The sequence below is a fragment of the Vibrio sp. HDW18 genome (assembly GCF_011306175.1).
GTDB classification, from domain to species: domain Bacteria; phylum Pseudomonadota; class Gammaproteobacteria; order Enterobacterales; family Vibrionaceae; genus Vibrio; species Vibrio chanodichtyis.
In genome coordinates this window covers 1,790,339-1,810,436 of the sequence record NZ_CP049913.1, presented here as the reverse complement: position 1 = coordinate 1,810,436, position 20,098 = coordinate 1,790,339, and the positions used below count along the sequence as shown (strand labels likewise).

12 protein-coding genes, 1 pseudogene and 1 other annotated feature are annotated in these 20,098 nt (G+C 47.7%); of the genes and pseudogenes, 4 read left to right on the top strand and 9 right to left on the bottom strand.

Annotation, left to right across the window (positions count from 1 at the left end):
* Window positions 1-52 precede the first annotated feature (52 nt).
* Both ung and nfo read right to left on the bottom strand, forming a co-directional pair.
* Window positions 53-733, bottom strand: coding sequence for a uracil-DNA glycosylase (gene ung, locus G7083_RS08760; RefSeq protein WP_166014426.1), 681 nt, complete (start codon window positions 731-733; stop codon window positions 53-55).
* Window positions 734-1,100: 367 nt separating this feature from the next.
* A complete protein-coding gene (gene nfo, locus G7083_RS08755; RefSeq protein ID WP_166014425.1) occupies window positions 1,101-1,949 on the bottom strand; it encodes a deoxyribonuclease IV in 849 nt (282 codons plus the stop codon).
* Window positions 1,950-2,294: 345 nt separating this feature from the next.
* Here nfo and grcA point away from each other — a divergent pair, with 345 nt between their 5' ends.
* Window positions 2,295-2,672 carry an autonomous glycyl radical cofactor GrcA gene (grcA, locus tag G7083_RS08750; RefSeq protein WP_166014424.1) on the top strand — a complete coding sequence of 126 codons (378 nt, stop codon included), beginning with the start codon at window positions 2,295-2,297 and terminating at the stop codon, window positions 2,670-2,672.
* A 137-nt stretch (window positions 2,673-2,809) separates the two neighbouring features.
* On the opposite strand, the gene thrC is transcribed toward grcA, so the two are convergent.
* The 5 genes and pseudogenes from thrC to G7083_RS08725 form a co-directional block, all read right to left on the bottom strand.
* Entirely contained in the window at window positions 2,810-4,099 is a 1,290-nt protein-coding gene (gene thrC / locus G7083_RS08745; protein ID WP_166014423.1) for a threonine synthase, read from the bottom strand.
* Window positions 4,096-5,052 (bottom strand): homoserine kinase, encoded by a 957-nt coding sequence (gene thrB, locus G7083_RS08740; protein ID WP_166014422.1) that lies wholly within the window; start codon window positions 5,050-5,052, stop codon window positions 4,096-4,098. The genes thrC and thrB overlap by 4 nt, the downstream gene beginning before the upstream one ends.
* Window positions 5,053-5,087: 35 nt before the next feature.
* On the bottom strand, window positions 5,088-7,550 hold the full coding sequence (thrA, locus tag G7083_RS08735) for a bifunctional aspartate kinase/homoserine dehydrogenase I (protein WP_166014421.1): 2,463 nt from the start codon (window positions 7,548-7,550) through the stop codon (window positions 5,088-5,090).
* A gap of 30 nt (window positions 7,551-7,580) precedes the next feature.
* Window positions 7,581-7,700, bottom strand: a sequence feature (Thr leader region).
* Window positions 7,636-7,729: pseudogene (gene thrL, locus G7083_RS15335) on the bottom strand (thr operon leader peptide). (Overlaps the previous feature by 65 nt.)
* Window positions 7,730-7,940: 211 nt before the next feature.
* Window positions 7,941-8,426, bottom strand: coding sequence for a putative 4-hydroxy-4-methyl-2-oxoglutarate aldolase (locus G7083_RS08725; protein ID WP_166014420.1), 486 nt, complete (start codon window positions 8,424-8,426; stop codon window positions 7,941-7,943).
* A gap of 664 nt (window positions 8,427-9,090) precedes the next feature.
* Here G7083_RS08725 and arcA point away from each other — a divergent pair.
* Window positions 9,091-9,807, top strand: coding sequence for a two-component system response regulator ArcA (gene arcA / locus G7083_RS08720; RefSeq protein WP_166014419.1), 717 nt, complete (start codon window positions 9,091-9,093; stop codon window positions 9,805-9,807).
* Window positions 9,808-9,912: 105 nt separating this feature from the next.
* Here the strand turns inward: arcA and arcB are convergent, their stop codons facing one another.
* Window positions 9,913-12,267, bottom strand: a complete 2,355-nt coding sequence (gene arcB / locus G7083_RS08715; RefSeq protein WP_166014418.1) for an aerobic respiration two-component sensor histidine kinase ArcB — start codon at window positions 12,265-12,267, stop codon at window positions 9,913-9,915.
* A gap of 91 nt (window positions 12,268-12,358) precedes the next feature.
* On the bottom strand, window positions 12,359-13,291 hold the full coding sequence (locus G7083_RS08710) for a TIGR01212 family radical SAM protein (RefSeq protein ID WP_166014417.1): 933 nt from the start codon (window positions 13,289-13,291) through the stop codon (window positions 12,359-12,361).
* 574 nt (window positions 13,292-13,865) lie between these two features.
* Here G7083_RS08710 and gltB point away from each other — a divergent pair.
* Together gltB and G7083_RS08700 are read left to right on the top strand one after the other, a co-directional pair.
* Entirely contained in the window at window positions 13,866-18,410 is a 4,545-nt protein-coding gene (gene gltB, locus G7083_RS08705; protein WP_166014416.1) for a glutamate synthase large subunit, read from the top strand.
* Window positions 18,411-19,880 (top strand): glutamate synthase subunit beta, encoded by a 1,470-nt coding sequence (locus G7083_RS08700; protein WP_166014415.1) that lies wholly within the window; start codon window positions 18,411-18,413, stop codon window positions 19,878-19,880. It begins immediately after the preceding gene.
* Window positions 19,881-20,098: the final 218 nt, after the last annotated feature.

Genomic DNA, 20,098 nt, shown 5'->3' with positions numbered 1-20,098 from the left:
GAGATGGATCGCGATGCCAGCTTTGAGGCAGATCGAAAAAACGCCAACCGAATTAGATTACCTGCGGTAGCTGCCAGTCGATAGGAGCCATGCCTTGAGCTTGTAATAACTGATTGGTTTGTGAAAAATGCTGACAGCCGAGAAAGCCTCGATGTGCAGAGAGTGGCGACGGATGAGGAGCCATTAACACATGATGACGCTGACGATCGATGCGTTGTCCCTTCTTCTGCGCATGTGAGCCCCACAGTAAAAAAACTAACCCACTACGCTGCTGATTAAGCACATCAATCACATGGTCAGTAAAGGTTTCCCAACCAGTTTTGGCGTGAGAATGGGCCATTCCTTGCTCGACCGTGAGTACAGTGTTGAGCAACAACACGCCTTGCTGTGCCCAACTTTGCAGATAACCGTGTGCTGGAATTTGAAAGCCCGCAATATCTTGCGCGAGCTCTTTATAAATATTGACCAGAGAGGGGGGCGTTTTAATCCCCGGTAATACGGAAAAACATAGGCCATGTGCCTGATTTGGCCCATGGTAAGGATCCTGGCCCAAAATCACCACTTTAACATCGCTAAATTCAGTAAAGCGAAACGCGTTAAATACATCCTTGGCGGGGGGATAAATCACCTTACCAGCTTGGCGTTGGCTTTCGACAAATTGCAGGGTTTGTTGAAAATACTCCTGCTGCTTTTGCTGGCCAATCACATCATGCCAAGTGAGAGATTGAGACATATCAATACCTTAAAATTCAATTTTCCTACCGTATTGTATACTCAAATTAAGCACAGTTGCAGACGAGTGTGTCACCTTGTCACAGATCACACACTGAATAACACCAGCAGATAGTATGAACGGCAAGTTCAATCCAATCTTGAAAACAACAATAACCTTATCGATTAATGCGGTTTTGGTGGTGGCGCGCGGTGATGGCCTTGTCCATTAACATGTCGATTAGGCACCGGACGACGAGCGGCAGGTCGAGGGGCGGGGGAAATTGAATTGGGGAACGAATTCATAACAGCATCCTTCTGACAAACTGGCATGGATCATGAAGAAAGAAATATGCCAAATCTGTGAAACTCACCAATTAATTAAACTTTTATTGTAAAAATTTCCGCAAAGTTGCGATCTCCATCGCCCAGAGATCTGGATCAATCGTTTCTAGAATCAAAGGGATACCATTAAATCGAGCATCCTGTACGATATATTCGAAACACTCCCAACCAATCTCGCCCATGCCGAGTGAATGATGGCGATCGACTCGGCTGGCTAACTTGCTTTTTGAATCATTAATGTGCATCGCACGTAAATAGTGCATACCGACCACGCGTGCAAATTCAGCAAACGTCTCATCGCATGCCGCTTTTGTTCGCAGATCATAACCCGCGGCAAAAGTATGGCAGGTATCCAGACACACCCCAACACGCTGCTTATCTTCAACTTGCTCAATAATCGCGGCTAAATGCTCAAAGCGCCAGCCAAGGTTACTGCCCTGCCCTGCGGTATTCTCGATCACGGCGACAACATTCGGCACCGCGCGATGTGCTAAGTTAATTGACTCGGCAATCAAGGCTAAACACTCCTGTTCTGAAATCTGTTGTAAATGACTACCGGGATGAAAATTGAGTAAGCGCAAGCCAAGTTGATCACAGCGCTGCATCTCATCAATAAACGCCGCGCGTGATTTGGCTAATTTTTCTGGCTCTGGAGCACCTAAATTGATTAAGTAAGAGTCATGCGGCAAAATAGCTTCGCTGGTGAATCCCCATTTAGCACAGTTGGCTTTAAATGCCCGAATAGTACTTTCTTCCAGCGGTTTAGCAGCCCATTGGCGCTGGTTTTTAGTAAATAGAGCAAAGGCATTGGCACCGATTTCATGCGCACGCATTGGCGCAAGCTCTACGCCACCCGACGCCGAAACATGTGCCCCAATTAACTTCTCATACATAATATTGCTCTCATTGTTACTTAATCACTGCCGACTTTCATTGCATCGAGCTAACTTGCTGATTTTGTCTATTCTAAGTCAAACCACATCACAAAAATGTAGTAATTTAACAACAAATTTGAATTTAAAAATTTTTTAATCATTCAAATAAATGTAATTACTGTTATTTTTAAAACATTTGTTGATACAAATCAAAAATAAAAGTCCAAACCAAAAGTGCAATTCTGCCATTTTTTGACCTAAATCAATATTTAAAATGTGGACATTTGCTATATAATAGCCAACTCAACAAGATCTGAAAATTAACACCAATAATACCACTTCAATGTGGACTAGGAGAAAGTGATGATCCAAGGTATCCAAATTACTAAAGCAGCCAACGACGACCTATTGAACTCTATCTGGTTGATCGATAGCGAAAAGAATGAAGCACGCTGCGTTGCTGCGTTGCAAGGCTACACCGCTGATCAAGTGGTTAACATTAATGAACTAGGCCAGTTCGAGAGTCGTGAAGTGGCGATTGAAACCACACCACGCATCGAAGGTGGTCAACACCTAAATGTGAACGTATTACAACGCGAGACTCTTGAAGATGCCGTTGCGCATCCAGAGAACTACCCACAACTGACTATTCGTGTTTCAGGTTACGCGGTGCGTTTCAACTCATTGACTGCAGAGCAGCAGCGCGACGTTATCGCACGTACTTTCACTGAATCTCTGTAATTCAGCAATCCGTACTCCGGTTACTCAAACGGTGCTCAATGAGCACCGTTTTTTTATCTCTAAACACTAATCAGGTGAAATGAGTTTCGCCAGACTAACTTTTGTCTGGCTGACTTTTACCTTACCGAATACGCAGCTCACCGCGATGATTGCATCCCGATTAACAGGGCTCGTAAAGCCGTAAAGTCTGCATCCAACTCTTGAGACAATAGATCGAGCGCCGCATGCTTAGCCAACGGTGCCGGCAGTTCAATATCCGTCGCTAAAATATCATCCACCACCTCTTTAAATTTGGCCGGATGAGCAGTGCATAAGAAAAGCCCGGTCTCTTGCGGCGCAAGCTGCTCGGTAAGCAGCTGATAGGCAATCGCACCATGCGGCTCACATAAGTAGCCTAACTCATACAACTGCAGTACCGCTTTGGCACTTTGCTGATCAGAAACCGCACCTTTGCCTAAGGTTTCCAAGCCCCAGCCCATACGCTGACACAGCTCTTCAATCCGAGGCCAGTTATTAGGCTGACTGACATCCATCGCATTGGATGTCGTGGCAATGGTCGGTTTCGGTTCCCAACGCCCAGTGGTTAAGTAGCGTGGCACCGTATCATTAGCATTGGTCGCCGCAATAAAACGTTTTACCGGTAAGCCTAACGCTTTAGCCAGCAAACCGGCGGTTAAGTTACCAAAATTGCCACTCGGGACTGAGATCACCAAATTTTCACGCTCAGCCTTGCTCATCTGCGCAACCGCTTCGAAGTAGTAACAGATCTGCGCCATTAAACGGCTAATATTGATCGAATTCGCCGAATTTAAGCCAATTTGCTCACGCAGTTGCGCATCATCAAACGCTTGTTTAACCAAAGCTTGGCACGCATCAAAATCACCATCAATCGCCACGGTATGAATGTTGTTACCCAGTGTGCAAAATAACTTTTCTTGCAGCGGACTGATTTTACCTTTGGGATACAAGATCACCACATTGATATCTGGCATACCATAGAACGCGTGCGCTACTGCCGCACCAGTATCCCCCGATGTTGCCGTTAAGATGGTAATTTTTCCGCCATTAGAGACCGCGGCCAAAGATTGCGCCATAAACCGGCCACCAAAATCTTTAAATGCTAAGGTCGGACCATGAAACAGCTCTAACGCATACACCCCTTGCTTAACTTTTTTGATCGGGGCGGGAAATTGAAACGCAGCATCGACCATAGCACGAACTTTTTCAACCGGCAGTTCATCACCAATCAAAGCAGCGAGAATCTTGCTACTACGTGATACGAAATCTTCCGCGAGCAGTGGATCAATATCATCAAATTTCGGCAAATGTGCCGGAAAAAACAGTCCTTGATTACGGCCTAATCCTTGACGAACCGCTTGGCCAAAAGAGACTTGTTCATCATTTTTTTTTATGTTGTACAGCTTCATAACTCACTTCCTGTTCGTTTCGAGCCTTGCTTGTCTAGCCGACAAATGTGCACGAATCCTTGTTGATTTTGAACATAATTTTGCTCAAGCCAACTGGCGACACGCTCAGCAACGGCTTGTTCTTTACATACGCTAAATAGGGTTGGGCCACTGCCTGAAATTCCGGTGGCTAACGCTCCAGCTGCGGCGGCATAGCTACGCGCCTTGGCAAAACCGGGCAGCAGTTTCTCACGGTAAGGTTCTGCAATCACATCTTTGATCATTTTGGCGGCTAATTCAGGCTGCTGGGTATGACAAGCATGAATAAATCCCGCCAAATAGCGACCGTGCGCGACAATATCTTGCCGACGATACTGAGCCGGTAAAATCGCGCGTGCCTCTGCGGTTGAGACTTTAATCCCCGGATAAGCCATCACCCAGAACCAATCATCAAAACTTGGCACTGATTGACTGATAATACCGAGCTCTTCGAGCATCAACTGTACGCCACCTAAATAGCAAGGCGCGACGTTATCATAATGGATACTCCCCGAAATTTGCCCTTCCATTTCGCCCATCAGTGCCAACAGTTCGGTTTGATCAAGCGGGTTGCCATGAAATTGGTTGAGCGCATCCAAAGCAGCCACAATCGAACAAGCACTAGAGCCGAGCCCTGAACCAATCGGCATATTTTTTTCCAGCGTCATGATCAACGGTTTCAGCGGCAGCGCTTTTTTGTCTAGCTCACGAGCAAAGACTTGCCAGCAATCATACACAATATTCTGTTGGGGATGGCTCGGTAACTTATCGACAAAGCGACCCACCGTTTTCAGTTCAAAAGGTTGCGTACCACACTCAACTTTGACTCGATCGCCGAGCAGTGAACCATCGATCGGTGACACTGCCGCTCCCAATACATCAAATCCAACACTGACGTTACCAATCGATGCTGGGGCGTAAACCACAACACTCATGTCACTTGAATCCATGTCACTTGCACTCATCTCTGTTAAACCCCTAATTTCCAACCCAGTGTACGCATTACATCTGAGAAGACCCCAGCGGCGGTGACTTGTGCTCCTGCACCATAGCCACGCAATACCAGTGGGATCGGTTGATAGTAGCGACTGTAAAACGCCAAGGCATTTTCGCCATTTTTGACTTTAAACATCGGATCGTGCTCATCCACCGCCACAATTCGCACTTGGCATTGGCCATCTTCAATTTGCGCCACGTAACGCAACACTTTACCCTGCGCTTTGGCTTCAGCAACCCGAGCCGCAAATGCCGCATCGGCTTCGGGTAAGCGCGCTATAAAGGCTTCAACACTGCCTGAAGCATCAAAACCAGCAGGCAATGCGGGTTCAACATGTACATCACTCAGCTCCAACTCATAACCAGCTTCCCGCGCCAAAATGAGCAATTTACGCGCGACATCCATTCCCGATAGATCATCACGTGGATCCGGTTCAGTAAAACCTTTCTGTTTAGCCAAGTAGGTCGCTTGACTCAAACTCATGCCTTCATCGAGTAGACCAAAAATAAACGACAGCGAGCCGGAAAGAATCCCGCTGAATTTTTCTAGCTCATCGCCTGCCACAATCAGGTTTTGTAAGTTTTCAATCACCGGTAAACCTGCGCCGACAGTGGTTTCATACATCAATTTACGTCGTGAGTGACGCGCCACCTCACGCAGTTGATGGTAATAGCTCATGCTGGCCGTGTTGGCTTTTTTATTCGGCGTCACGACATGAAATCCAGCCGCGAGTAAATCCGCATACTGGTTCGCAATCTCATCACTGGCGGTACAATCGACCAATACCGGGTTAATAATATGATGACGCTGCACTAGGTCAGTTAAGTGGGCAACGCTGACCGGCTGATCAGCATTGATCATTCGATCGCGCCACTGCTCAAGCGCTAAGCCAGCACTATCCACCAACATTCCTTTGCTATTGGCCAAGCCACATACCCGCATGATGATGCCTTTTTCTGCCAATTTGGTTTGTTGACGTTGAATTTGATCAACCAGCTCGCCACCGACGCCACCGACCCCGATCACGAACACATCTAAAAAGTGTTTCGAGTTAAACAGGTTTTCATGACACGCTTTGATCGCTTCTGCAATCTTATCATCTGGGATCACTGCCGAAATGGCGCGCTCTGAAGAGCCTTGCGCAATGGCAATCACATTGACGTGTACTTCAGCCAAAGAGGCAAAGAATTGTGAGGCCACGCCACGAGAAGTGCGCATCCCATCACCCACCAGCGTGATAATCGCTACATCATCGACAAACTCAACCGGCTCTAATAAGCCATCTTTGAGTTCCAGTTCAAAAGTCTCAGCCAGCGCCTGCTGAGCCAATGCTTTATGCTGTCCATCAATACAGAAACTGATGCTGTATTCGGAAGAAGACTGGGTGATCAGTACAATCGAGACATCTGCCGCCGACATCGCGCCAAATACCCGACTCGCCATGCCAACCATTCCTTTCATTCCCGGTCCTGACACATTGACCATGGTCAGATTGCTCAGCGTGGTGATACCTTTGATCGCCAGCTTATCTTCACCGGTATCTTGACCGATCAGCGTACCAGCGCCTTGTGGATTAAAGCTGTTTTTGATCAGACACGGAATTTGGAATTGGGCAATCGGCGCGATGGTTTTAGGGTGTAATACTGATGCGCCAAAGTAAGAAAGCTCCATCGCCTCTTGATAACTGAGTGATTTCAGTAAACGCGCATCATCAACCAATCTTGGGTCACAGTTGTACACGCCATCGACATCGGTCCAAATTTCACAGCAATCCGCACGCAAGCAAGCCGCCAAAACAGCCGCTGAATAGTCAGAGCCGTTACGTCCTAAACAGACCAATTCACCTTGCGCATTACCGGCGGTAAACCCCGGCATAATGTTGACGTGCTGCTGCTGCGGCAGTGGCGAGTGTCGAAAACGCTGAGTCGAAGCTTCAACATCGACCATAGCTTCAAGGTAGTCGCCTTTGGCTAATAAATATTGCACCGGATCAATCAGATTAGCCGGTAAACCTTTGGCTTCGATGACCGCTTTCATCAGTTGAATTGAGATCCGCTCACCTTTACTGATGATCCGTGCATTGGCATTATCAGGGCACATACCAAGCAGGGTAATGCCTTGTACAAACTGACGCAGTTGGCACATGGATTCCTGTACTTGAGCGTTATAAGCTGCCATTTCTAAATTGGGCAGTTGCTGATGGATACCATCGCGCAAGGCGTAAAATGCCTCTTCAAGCTCGACAATTTGTGCTTCTACCTCACCACGGCACAAAGCGCTCTCAATCACCGCCACCAGCTTATTGGTGGTTTTACCTGGTGCCGACAACACCACCGCCACCTCTTCTTGCTGTGCATTATTGGCAATAATGTCTGCCGCGCGCAAAAAGCGCTCTGGATCGGCCAATGATGAACCACCAAACTTTAATACTCGCATCCCTTCCTCCAAACGTATTTAAAACCGGTATAAAAAAAGGCCTGTATCGGTTGGGATACAGGCCTTTTTTTGTGAATTTTTTCGCTCAGCAGCCTGCCCCAACATGCGATGTGTCGGTAATGGTAATAATGGTGGTCATTACGATCAGGCTGTGATTCAACATAAGTCCATTTGTCTATCTGTGTGTTTGCGTGCGAATACGTTTAACCTATTTCTGTTCAATTCGTCAACGAAAATCTAATTTTTATTTGTGATTTTAAATATATATATCCGTGTTCCGTGATGCGATGAAATAAAATTTCTGGTGCAATTAAACAGTGACTTAGCCTGCCGAACTGGCTAACCAAACACTGGATAGCCATTGCAGTAAGCCGTCAGTAGTCCCTGTGCTCAAAACACGTCAAGCGGCGTCTCGGAGATGACAATGCCATTCCAGTCCGCATACAGGTAATCACCGGGTTCAACAATTTGGTTTTGCATGGTCAAAGTGACATTGACATGACCAGCACCACGCTTTTCGGTTTTAAATGGGCAGCTACCGAGCGCTTTGATACCTAAGTCCATCTCCGCCATGGCGACCACATCACGCACCGCACCGTAGACAATCACGCCTTCCCAACCATTTTTGATGGCTAAGATCGCCAATTGATCGCCCATTAGTGCTTTTTGGCACGAGCCATGTCCATCAACAACCAGTACTTTGCCTTTACCATTTTGACTCAGCACTTCAGCGACTTGCGAGTTATCGTGATAGCAACGCACCGTCACAATCTCGCCCCAAAAGGCACAGCGTTGACCAAAATTCTGCAGTGGCAGATTAAGCAAAGTGACTTGCGATTCATACTTATCGCAAAGATCTGGGGTTATATCTCTCATCATTCCTCCATGATTATCTGTTTTAGATTTATTGACTTGGGATTAACCCGAGATAAAGCTCGCTATCACCAATCATCGGGCTTATTGAAAAGCACTATTATCCAGCGGATAAGTATTTTCTAAGCCGCGAACAAACACCCTCTAGCATCACTTTTATCCCATCATAATCAATTGAGTCTAGCTGTAAACGTTGATTATTTACGCAATTCTCATTGTATGACAAGTGCAGACGCTCAGGGTTCCATGTGGTAGTTATGCAAATAAAACGACCAAATCATGAATTCCATCCAGAAAAAACACCACTCTCAGTAGGCTCACCAAGGGTTGAACAACCGCTTCGTTGCATAACTCACTCGGTTTAAAAATCGTGATAATGCTTAATATCTGTTACATTATAACTCTTGATATAAATCAACAAAGTGATGGGAATTAACATACGGGCATTGTTAGCATGCTGTTAACATTATAAAATCCCGCCCCATAGACTGGTAGAGCCTGTTGGGAATAGGAACCCTCAATGCGAGTTACATCAAGGATGGCGGACAAAAAGCAGTAATGTTTATTAATTTTCATCTTATTAATTAACATAACCCACCAAAATGTGATCTTTTTGCCTAGAATGATTTCTACTAGCACGTTTTTTTTACAAGTTTAGGTAACGCTAATGCAAACCCCGCAGATCCTTATCGTCGAAGATGAGCAAGTCACTCGCAACACTCTTAAGAGTATTTTTGAAGCAGAGGGATACGCTGTTTTTGAAGCCAATAATGGTGAAGAAATGCACCAGTTGCTGTCTGATTATCCAATCAATTTAGTGATTATGGACATCAATCTACCAGGAAAAAATGGCTTACTGCTTGCACGTGAATTACGTGAACAAGCCGATGTTGCACTGATGTTTTTAACTGGACGTGACAATGAAGTCGATAAGATCCTCGGCCTAGAAATCGGCGCGGATGACTACATCACGAAGCCTTTTAACCCACGTGAATTAACCATTCGCGCGCGTAACCTGCTCAGCCGTTCAATGAATGCGGGCAATGCACAAGAAGAAAAACGGAGTGTTGAGAAATACACGTTTAATGGCTGGGAACTGGATATCAACAGCCGCTCACTGGTCAGCCCTGATGGTGAAAACTACAAGCTGCCACGCTCAGAGTTTCGTGCTCTGCTGCACTTCTGCGAAAATCCAGGCAAAATCCAAACTCGTGCCGATCTGCTGAAAAAAATGACTGGTCGCGAGCTGAAGCCACATGACCGTACTGTTGATGTCACGATTCGTCGCATCCGTAAGCACTTTGAATCTGTGTCTGGTACTCCAGAAATTATCGCTACCATTCACGGTGAAGGTTACCGCTTCTGCGGTGATTTAGAAGACTAATCGTTGTGTCACCCAAAGTGACACCCAAAAAGACCCTAGCTTAATCGCTAGGGTCTTTTTTTAACCGACTGATATTGGTTTTAACCGACTGATATTGGGCGCTGGTTAATCAACTTTTTCTGGCTGCATTAACCACTGTTTCAAAAGCCCAATGTCCGATGGGTACTCATTTTTAATCTCTTCTACCCAATCGCTGATATTTTCCCACCAGGCTGGCGTGTCGGGTGATTGCGCTTTTTGGGCAATCATCTGGATCCGTTTTAACCCAATCGATCCCGCCGCGCCTTTGATTTTATGGGCTTCATTGACTATCCCCTCTTGATCTTTGGCAATCATATTGGAATCCAATACACTCACATAACCGGGCATCGATTGTTCAAATAAACTGACACTCTCCAGAACTGGCTGACTGCCGACAATATCGATATAAGATTGCAACATCTCAATATCCAATAGCTTGCGATACATATCTTGGATCGGTTTTTGTACCGTCACTTGAGGTTCGGGGAAAGCAGAAATCGTTTCTCGCTGATCGGTGATTTGAGCGATCACTTTACGCACCGCAGCCACCGATAGTGGCTTACTGAGCGCTGCATCCATACCCCTACGACGATATTCTTCTTTATCTTTTAGCACATTAGCGGTTAACGCCACTAAAGGCGGCAAGGAGGTATAGGTAGCACGATAGTGCTGAGCAATATCAAATCCGGTCATATCCGGCAACTGAATATCCAGAAAAACCAAATCGTAGTCGGTCGGGTTAAAGCGCTCAATCGCCTCTTCTCCCGTCATCGCCACCGTCACTTGATGTCCCATACTCTCCAATAGCGAACGTGCCACAGTAATATTCAACTGAATATCTTCTACCATAAAAATTTTCAGCTGAGTGGGCGATGCTGGCGGTTCAATGCTAGCTGGAGCCTGATCTAGCAGTGGCACCGTGATCTTAACTGTAAAAGTACTGCCGAAACCTTGTTCGCTCGTCACACTAATATCGCCCCCCATCAATTGAATTAACTGGAGTGATACCGCTAAACCAATCCCAGTACCTACCGCATGTAAGTTATCTTTACCGGATTTCACTTGATAATACATGGCAAAGATTTTTTGCTGCTCCGCTTCAGAAATGCCAATCCCAGTATCTTCAACTTCAAGGGTGATTTCGGCTTGCTGCTCATGGCACTCAGCACTGACCGTCATCACTACGCCACCTTCTTTCGTAAATTTCATCGCATTACTGAGCAAATTCCATAGCACTTGACGTAGACGAGTCGCATCCACTTCGACCCAACAAGGCAATTCGGTCAAACGCTCTAAATCAAAGCGCAGACCTTTTTGCTCAGCCATCAAGGCTGCGAGCATTTCAATTTCAGCCACAAACTCTTCAAAATTAAGCGCTTCGGGGAACAGTTCTAACTTACTGCGATCAAACTTATCCATATCAATAATATCGTTGAAAATATTACCGAGAGTGATAGCGCTGACATTAATAGTTTGCAAATGTTTGCGCTGCTCAACACTAAGCGGTGTATCCAGCAACATGCGACTCAAGCCAACAATCCCATTTAGCGGAGTGCGCAATTCATGGCTAATGGTTGAAATAAAAGTGGTTTTATCGCGACTGGCTTTTTCAAGTGATTCTTCGTTACGTTTACGTTCGGTAATATCTCGACCAAAACCGACCAACCCCAGCCGACGACCATCTTTGCTATACAAGGGCACTTTACGTAACTCAAAAAAGCTCTTGCGGCCATTAGGATAAACAACCCACTGTTCATGAGTAATTTCCGTATTATTGTCAAATACTTGCTGATCGGTATCCACTGACGTTTGCGCCATTTCTTGATTGTAGACATCCCAAGGAGTTAACCCTACTAACTCACTTTCCCGCTTACCGGTCATTTCTTCCATCGCGCGGTTACAGCCAGAAAATTCACCTTGCGCATTACGGTAGTAGATCAAATCCGGAGAAGCATCAATAAATGAGCGTAATAAAGTGGTCCGTTCCGCTAGTTCGAGTTGGGTCTTTTCACGTTGATAGACTTCATTTTCAAGATCAAGCATCGCTTCTTCACGGGCTTCTTCCGCTTTAACTCGCTCTTCGATCTCTTGATTCAATTTGAGAATATTGTGCTGATATTTTTGATTAAGCTCACGATCGCGCACCCCCATCTCTTTGAGTTTAGAGACTAACTTGGAGAGCCGCTGGCGAGAACTTTCAAGCTGATCTACGATCATCGAAAGTACATAGATCGCTACGGAGGTGATGATGATACTAATAAATACTGAACGAAGAATATCGATATCATCGATAAACCCCTTTAATAATAGGGTCAAAGCCAGATGAATCACAAAATCCAATGCAGCTAAAGCAATCGCCACCAGAATTGAAAAACGTAACACCCCGAGCTTAGCTAATGAGTCCACGTAATACTGAGCCAAATTTTTTATCGATTTCATTCACTGCTCCGTCAGATAATCCGCCATCAGTCTAGCCTTTTTGCTTGGTAAAGGTTAGCTATGCGATCTCACTTGTCTTCAATCTGCGATCTCAAAGCCGTGCGCGATAGTCAAAAGGCGTGCCGAGTAGCGAACCTTGCCCGCCATCAATCGCCAGTGTTTGACCAATCGCGGTCATCGCAGCCCAACGATTCTCACACCATAAAGGTGCCAATAGAGTTGGTCGGCGTGCTGCCGAAGAGACTCGATGGTAAATAATATGCGGCGGCGTCGAACGGATCATCGCACAAGCAATCGCTACATATTCCTCTTGTTCAAGCACCGATAACCGCCCAGCTCGCCACGCTTTGGCCATAGTACTGCCTTCGACGATATGTAAACCATGTAACTTGATACCATCGCTACCCACCTCAAGCACTTGCTGTAACGTTGCCAGATTATCATCACGATGCTCACCCGGCAGACCAACAATTAAGTGAGTACACACTTTGATACCGAGCGCCCTTGCCTTGGTAGCGACCTCTGCATAACAGGCGAAATCATGGCCACGATTAATCCGCTTTAACGTGTGGTTATGCGCAGTTTGTAATCCAAGCTCTAACCACACTTCATACCCTTGCTGCACATACCCGGCCAGCAACTGTAACACCACATCTGGCACACAATCTGGTCGCGTCCCGACACATAAACCGACAATATCCGCCGCTTCAAGTGCTTGTTCATACATAGCTTTCAACACTTGCACTTCAGCATAAGTGCTGGTGTAAGCCTGAAAATAAGCGAGATATTTATTGGCGCGTTTGATTTCGCCGGCCCGATCTTGCAACTGCTGCTGAATGGTTTGCTGCTGAGTGGCTTCATTGGCAAAGGAGGCCACATTACAGAAAGTGCAGCCACCACGGCCAATGGTTCCATCGCGATTAGGGCAACTAAACCCACCATGTAACGTCAGTTTATGAACTTTTTCACCATAACGACGCTGTAAATCTTGTCCGATGGTATTGACTAATAGATGTAGATGCATGTCCAACACTCACAATAAATATTCACGATATTTCATGTAATTAAATTACATTCCGCATCATTTAGGCGGCGAATTTTAATCTTTTGAGTTGAATTTCGAATCGATTCAAATCAAGAAATCGGCACAAATCAAACCACATTCACCCCTTACCGCTAAGCAGTTAAACAAAACGTTCATCTTCCGGTAAAAAAATAAACCCAAGCACAGAGTTTTCGTTGGAATTTGCCCCAGCAAAATTGTAGGATACTTTCAGTTTTCCGTGCTTTTTTGCTCATGAAATAGCAAGCAACGCGGTAGACTTGTCGGTGATATTCCCCACCTACCAAAAGAATTCACTAGAAAAGTGGCTCGATAATAGGAATATCGCTAAGGATTGTCTTTCTCACAACATAATTCCTGTGAGAGACGGAAAGGACGCGGATCTGCTGCCTAAGCAGATTTCACTTAAAACCAAAAAAGGATAAGACGCAGCATCCCAGCACCAAGTCGCTCGCTAGCATGGCTTAAGGTAGCAAGGGATCACTGAAGCTCGCTTCAGTGCGGTTGCGTCCTCGATAACTGGAAGGATGTATCTATGGTAGATAAAGCGCAACGTTCGCGTGGTCTTTATACGCCTGAGTTGGAGCACGATGCTTGTGGTATCGGCTTTGTCGCCCACCTGAAAAATCGCAAATCCCATCAGGTGGTCACTCAAGCTTTGGATATGCTTGCACGCATGGAACACCGTGGCGGTCAGGGTTGTGACCCTCGCAGCGGTGATGGCGCAGGCATTTTGTTGCAAAAACCTCACGAATTTTTACTCGAAGAAGCGGTCAAGCTTGGCATCAAGCTGCCCTCATTTGAAAAATATGGCGTGGGAGTGGTGCTATTCCCGAAAGATGAGCACAAACGCGCTCAGTGTCGCGATATTCTGGAACGGAACGCGAAACGCCTTGATCTTGATGTGATTGGCTACCGTGTGATCCCCACCGATAACCGTATGCTCGGGGCAGATCCGCTCAGCACTGAGCCACAGTTTGAACATGTGTTTATTTCCGGTGGTCCCGGCATCCAACCCGATGAACTTGAACGTAAACTGTATGTACTACGTAACTACACGGTGCGCGTCTGCTTAGAAAGCGTCTCCAATATCGGTGATGATTTTTACATCAACTCGATGTCGTACAAAACCTTGGTCTATAAAGGCCAATTGACTACTGCGCAAGTACCACAATACTTCCTTGATTTGCAAAACCCAACCATGGTCACTGCACTGGCGCTGGTACACTCGCGCTTTTCGACCAACACCTTCCCGAAATGGCGACTGGCGCAACCGTTCCGCTACATCGCACATAACGGCGAAATCAACACCGTGCGCGGTAACTTGAACTGGATGAAAGCGCGTGAAGCGATTTTACAATCCAAACTGTTTACCCAAGCTGAAATCGATATGCTACTGCCGATCTGCCAAGAAGGTGCATCGGATTCGGCCAACTTTGATATGGTGCTTGAACTGCTGGTGCTGTCCGGCCGCAGCTTGCCTCATGCTCTGATGATGATGATCCCTGAAGCGTGGCAAGAGAACAAAGCGATGGAACCCAAACGCCGCGCTTTCTATCAATATCATGCCAACGTGATGGAACCTTGGGATGGCCCAGCCTCGGTGTGCTTTACCGATGGGGTACAAGTGGGTGCCACATTAGATCGTAATGGTCTGCGTCCATCACGCTATACCGTAACCAAAGATGATTTCCTGATCATGGCCTCTGAATCTGGCGTAGTGGAAATTGACCCGGCCAATGTCGAGTACCGTGGTCGTCTGCAACCCGGGCGGATCTTTGTTGCTGATCTAGAGCAAGGGCGCATCATCTCCGATGAAGAAGTCAAAGATGACATCGCCTCAGCCCAGCCTTACGAACAGTGGGTCGAAGAAAACCTACTCAGTTTGAAAAAACTGCCGGCGGCTGACAACGTACATAGCCAGCCATCGCCAGAGCGTCTGCTGCACCGCCAACAAGCGTTTGGGGTGAGCAGTGAAGAGGTCAATGACATCATTCTACCGCTTGCGCAAACCGGCTATGAGCCACTTGGCTCAATGGGAGCCGACTGGCCAGTCGCCGTATTGTCCCATCAATCGCAGCATCTGGCCAACTACTTCAAGCAACTGTTTGCTCAGGTGACCAACCCACCGATCGACCCGATCCGTGAACGCATGGTGATGTCACTCAACACTTACATTGGTCGCGATCAAAACTTGCTGGCAGAAACGCCAGCCCACTGCCGTAAAGTCGAGCTTGAATCGCCGGTCATTTCTAACACTGAGTTGGAAAAACTGCGCGCAATTGATAACGAGCACTTGCAAGCGAAAACCTTAGATATCGTATTTCGCGCCAGTGATGAATCGGGCAAACTTGAGCGTGCGCTCAAGCGGATCTGTCAATACGCAGAAGATGCGGTAATTGATGGCTACTCGATTATTTTGCTGACCGACCGTGCCGCCAACTCAAACCATGCTGCCATTCCGGCCATGCTGGCGGTGGGCGCGGTACACCATCACCTGATCCGCAAAGGTCTGCGCTCCAAATGTGGCATTGTTGTCGAAACCGGTGACGCGCGTGAAACCCATCACTTTGCCACTCTGCTCGGTTATGGCGCCAATGCCGTCAACCCGTATCTGGTGGTGGAAACCATTGTTGAGCTTAAACGGCAAAACAAACTCGATGCGGATATTGCGGTGGAGAAATACTTCGAAAACTACCGCAAAGGTGTCAACGGTGGCTTGCTGAAAATCTTCTCGAAAATGGGGATTTCCACCCTGCAGTCCTACCACGGTGCGCAAATTTTTGAAGCGCTTGGGATCAGCAAAGCGGTGGTGGATAAATACTTCACAGGCACCATCACCCGTATCCAAGGCTTAACTCTCGACGATATCGCCAAAGAAGTTCTGGTACGCCATCGCATTGGTTACCCAACTCGGGAAATTCCCCTGCAAGTGCTGGATGTCGGTGGGGTTTATCAGTGGAAACAGCGCGGTGAACAGCATCTGTTTAACCCTGAAACCATTTACTTGCTGCAACAATCAACTCGCCATAAAGACTACGCACAGTTCAAGCAATATGCCGCGGCGGTCGATAGCCAAGGCGATAAAGCGGTGACTCTGCGCAGCCAGCTCGATTTTGTCAAAAATCCGGCCGGCTCAATCCCGATTGAGCAAGTGGAACCGATTGAAAGCATCGTCAAACGTTTTGCGACTGGAGCGATGTCATTTGGCTCGATCTCTTACGAAGCACACTCGACACTGGCGATTGCGATGAACCGCTTAGGCGCGAAATCCAACTCTGGTGAAGGCGGCGAAGATCCGATGCGTTTTAAACTCAACGCCAATGGTGATTCAGAACGTTCAGCGATCAAACAAGTCGCCTCTGGCCGATTCGGGGTAACCTCTTACTATCTGACCAACGCGGATGAAATCCAGATCAAGATGGCGCAAGGGGCGAAACCGGGCGAAGGTGGTCAATTGCCGGGCGATAAAGTCGATGAATGGATTGGTGCCACTCGTCACTCCACACCAGGAGTAGGTTTGATCTCACCACCACCGCATCACGATATTTATTCGATCGAAGATTTAGCCCAGCTGATTTTCGATCTGAAAAACGCCAACCGCAAAGGGCGGGTGAACGTCAAACTGGTGTCTGAAGCCGGTGTCGGTACCATTGCATCCGGTGTCGCTAAAGCTAAAGCCGACGTGGTGCTGATTGCTGGCCACGATGGTGGTACCGGTGCCTCTCCGATTTCATCAATCCGTCATACGGGTCTACCGTGGGAGCTAGGCTTGGCGGAAACTCATCAGACTCTGCTTAAAAACGGACTGCGTAACCGCATCGTGGTGCAAGCCGATGGTCAAATGAAAACCCCGCGTGATATCGCAATTGCGGTACTGCTCGGCGCAGAAGAGTGGGGCGTCGCGACCGCAGCGCTAGTGGTAGAAGGTTGTATCATGATGCGTAAGTGTCACAAGAACACCTGCCCAGTCGGCATTGCAACGCAAAATAAAACGCTACGTGAGCGTTTCGAGGGACGTGCGGATGATGTGGTGACCTTCTTCCAATACATGGCGCAAGGTCTGCGTGAAATCATGGCCGAGCTGGGTTACAGAACCATTAGTGAAATGGTCGGTCAAGCGCACAAACTGACCGTGCGCGATGATATCGGCCACTGGAAATACCAGAATCTCGATCTCTCACCGATCCTGTTTATTGAACCGCCGCGTCATGAAGATGGCATTTATTGTCAAACCGAGCAAAATCACCAGCTTGATAGCGTACTGGATCGCACTTTGATCCAACTGGCCAAGCCAGCGCTTGAGCATGGTAGTGCGGTGACCGCGGAACTGCCGATCATCAACACCGATCGTAGTACTGGTACTATGCTGTCCAACGAAATCTGTAAGGTTTACCAAGACCAAGGTCTGCCACAACCGATGCAGGTAAAATTCAACGGCAGTGCCGGACAATCGTTCGGCGCATTCCTCACCAAAGGCGTTTACTTTGAAGTCGAAGGTGATGCCAATGACTACTGGGGCAAAGGGCTTTCTGGTGGCACATTGGTGCTGTACCCGAACCGTAATTCATCGATTGTACCGGAAGAGAATATTGTAGTCGGTAACGTCTGTTTCTACGGTGCGACCTCTGGCGAATCTTACATTCGCGGCCTAGCGGGTGAGCGTTTCTGTGTGCGTAACTCAGGCGCGAAAGTGGTTGTTGAAGGTATCGGTGATCACGGCTGTGAATACATGACCGGCGGTGTCGCGGTGATCCTCGGCTCAACCGGCCGTAACTTCGCAGCGGGTATGAGCGGCGGTGTGGCTTACGTTTGGGATAAATCTGGCGACTTCAAAGCTAAGCTCAATGCCGAGCTGGTCGATCTGGATCCTATCGAAGCACAAGACCAAGCCCTACTCAAAGAGATGTTAACTAAGCATGTTCAATTCACAGGTAGTGAAGTGGCCAAAGCTTTCCTTGCCAACTTTGATGCAAGCCTAGCCACTATGGTGAAGGTGATGCCGCGTGATTACAAAGCGGTATTGCACAAGCGTGCCGAGCAGGAGCAACAAGCCACATTAGCAGCGGAGGCGGTATAAATGGGTAAAGCAAGCGGATTTTTAGAATTTGGTCGTGAGCTGCCGAAAAAAATCGACCCAGCAGAGCGGATCAAAAACAACCGCGAGTTTGTTCTTAACCAAGAATTTGGTAACAAGATCAATCAGCAAGCTTCACGTTGTATGGATTGTGGTGTGCCGTTTTGTCATAACGGCTGCCCGATTGGCAACATTATTCCCGAGTTTAACGATGCGGTGTATCGCGACAGTTGGGAAGAAGCTTGGAATATTCTGAGCTCAACCAATAATTTCCCAGAGTTTACTGGCCGAGTTTGCCCAGCGCCTTGTGAAAGCGCCTGTGTGCTCGGGATTAACCAAGATCCAATTACCATCTGCAACATTGAAAAAACCATTGCTGAACGCGCTTATCAAGCGGGTTATGCCAAACCAAGAACCCCACGTTCACGCACCGGTAAAACGGTGGCGATTATCGGTTCAGGACCAGCCGGACTGGCCGCCGCCGAGCAGCTTAATGCAGCAGGCCATAGCGTGACCGTGTTTGAGCGTGATGAAAAAGTCGGTGGTTTGCTGCGCTTCGGTATTCCGGATTTCAAACTGGGCATGGATGTGATTGATCGCAAAATCAATGTGATGGAGCAAGCCGGCGTTAAGTTCGTGGTCAATGCCCATATCGGGGTCGAGATCAATGCTCAACAATTGCGCCAAGAGTTTGATGCCGTATTGCTGACCGGTGGTTCAACCGTACCCCGCGATCTGGCTATTCCGGGACGCGATCTGCAAGGCGTGTATTTCGCGATGCAGTTCCTTGCGCAAAATAACCGCCGCGCCAATAACATGGAGCTCAAAAGTGCGGAAATCCATGCTCAAGGCAAGCACGTGGTGGTGATTGGTGGTGGAGATACTGGCTCAGATTGTGTCGGTACCTCGAACCGTCATAGCGCCGCGAGCATTACTCAGGTGGAGATCATGCCGGTTCCATCCAAAATGCGCCCAGCCAATATGCCTTGGCCGCAATATCCAATGATTCTGCGCACGTCCACTTCGCATGAAGAAGGGTGTCAGCGTCATTGGAATATCCTCACCAAAGAGTTCATCGGTAACTCACAAGGTCAAGTCACCGGACTGCGCATTGCTGACATCGTGTGGCAAGATGCCGCCCCTGGTGAGCGGCCAAGCTTTAATGAAGTGGCGGGCAGTGAGCGAGTGATCCCTTGCGATATGGCATTTTTGGCGATGGGCTTCCTGCATCCAGAACCACACGGGGTGATCGCTCAGCTCGGTATCAAGCTGGATGAGCGTGGTAATGTGGCCACACAAGATTTTGCCACCAACCAAAAAGGCGTATTCGCCGCTGGCGATATGCGTACCGGCCAATCACTGGTGGTGCGCTGCATCAACGAAGGCCGTGAATGCGCACGCGCCATTGACACCTTCTTGATGGGCAATACTCACCTCGAAGCCAAAGCCGATTCACTGATGCTTTCGGCTTAAGTCAAACACAGGCGCGAGCGATACATCCTCGCTTGCGTCTTGTGAGTGAAACCTTTCCTTCCATCTTGTTTGATTTCGGCCAGCCCTCGGGCTTGGCCTTTTTTATCCAACCTTTTTATTCAGCCTAATTCACTTCACTGCCACGTTCAAGAAACACTCTTTGGGCGTAAAATCGCCAGACTCGATGATCCCACTGACCGCTGTGGCTCGATCCGTTA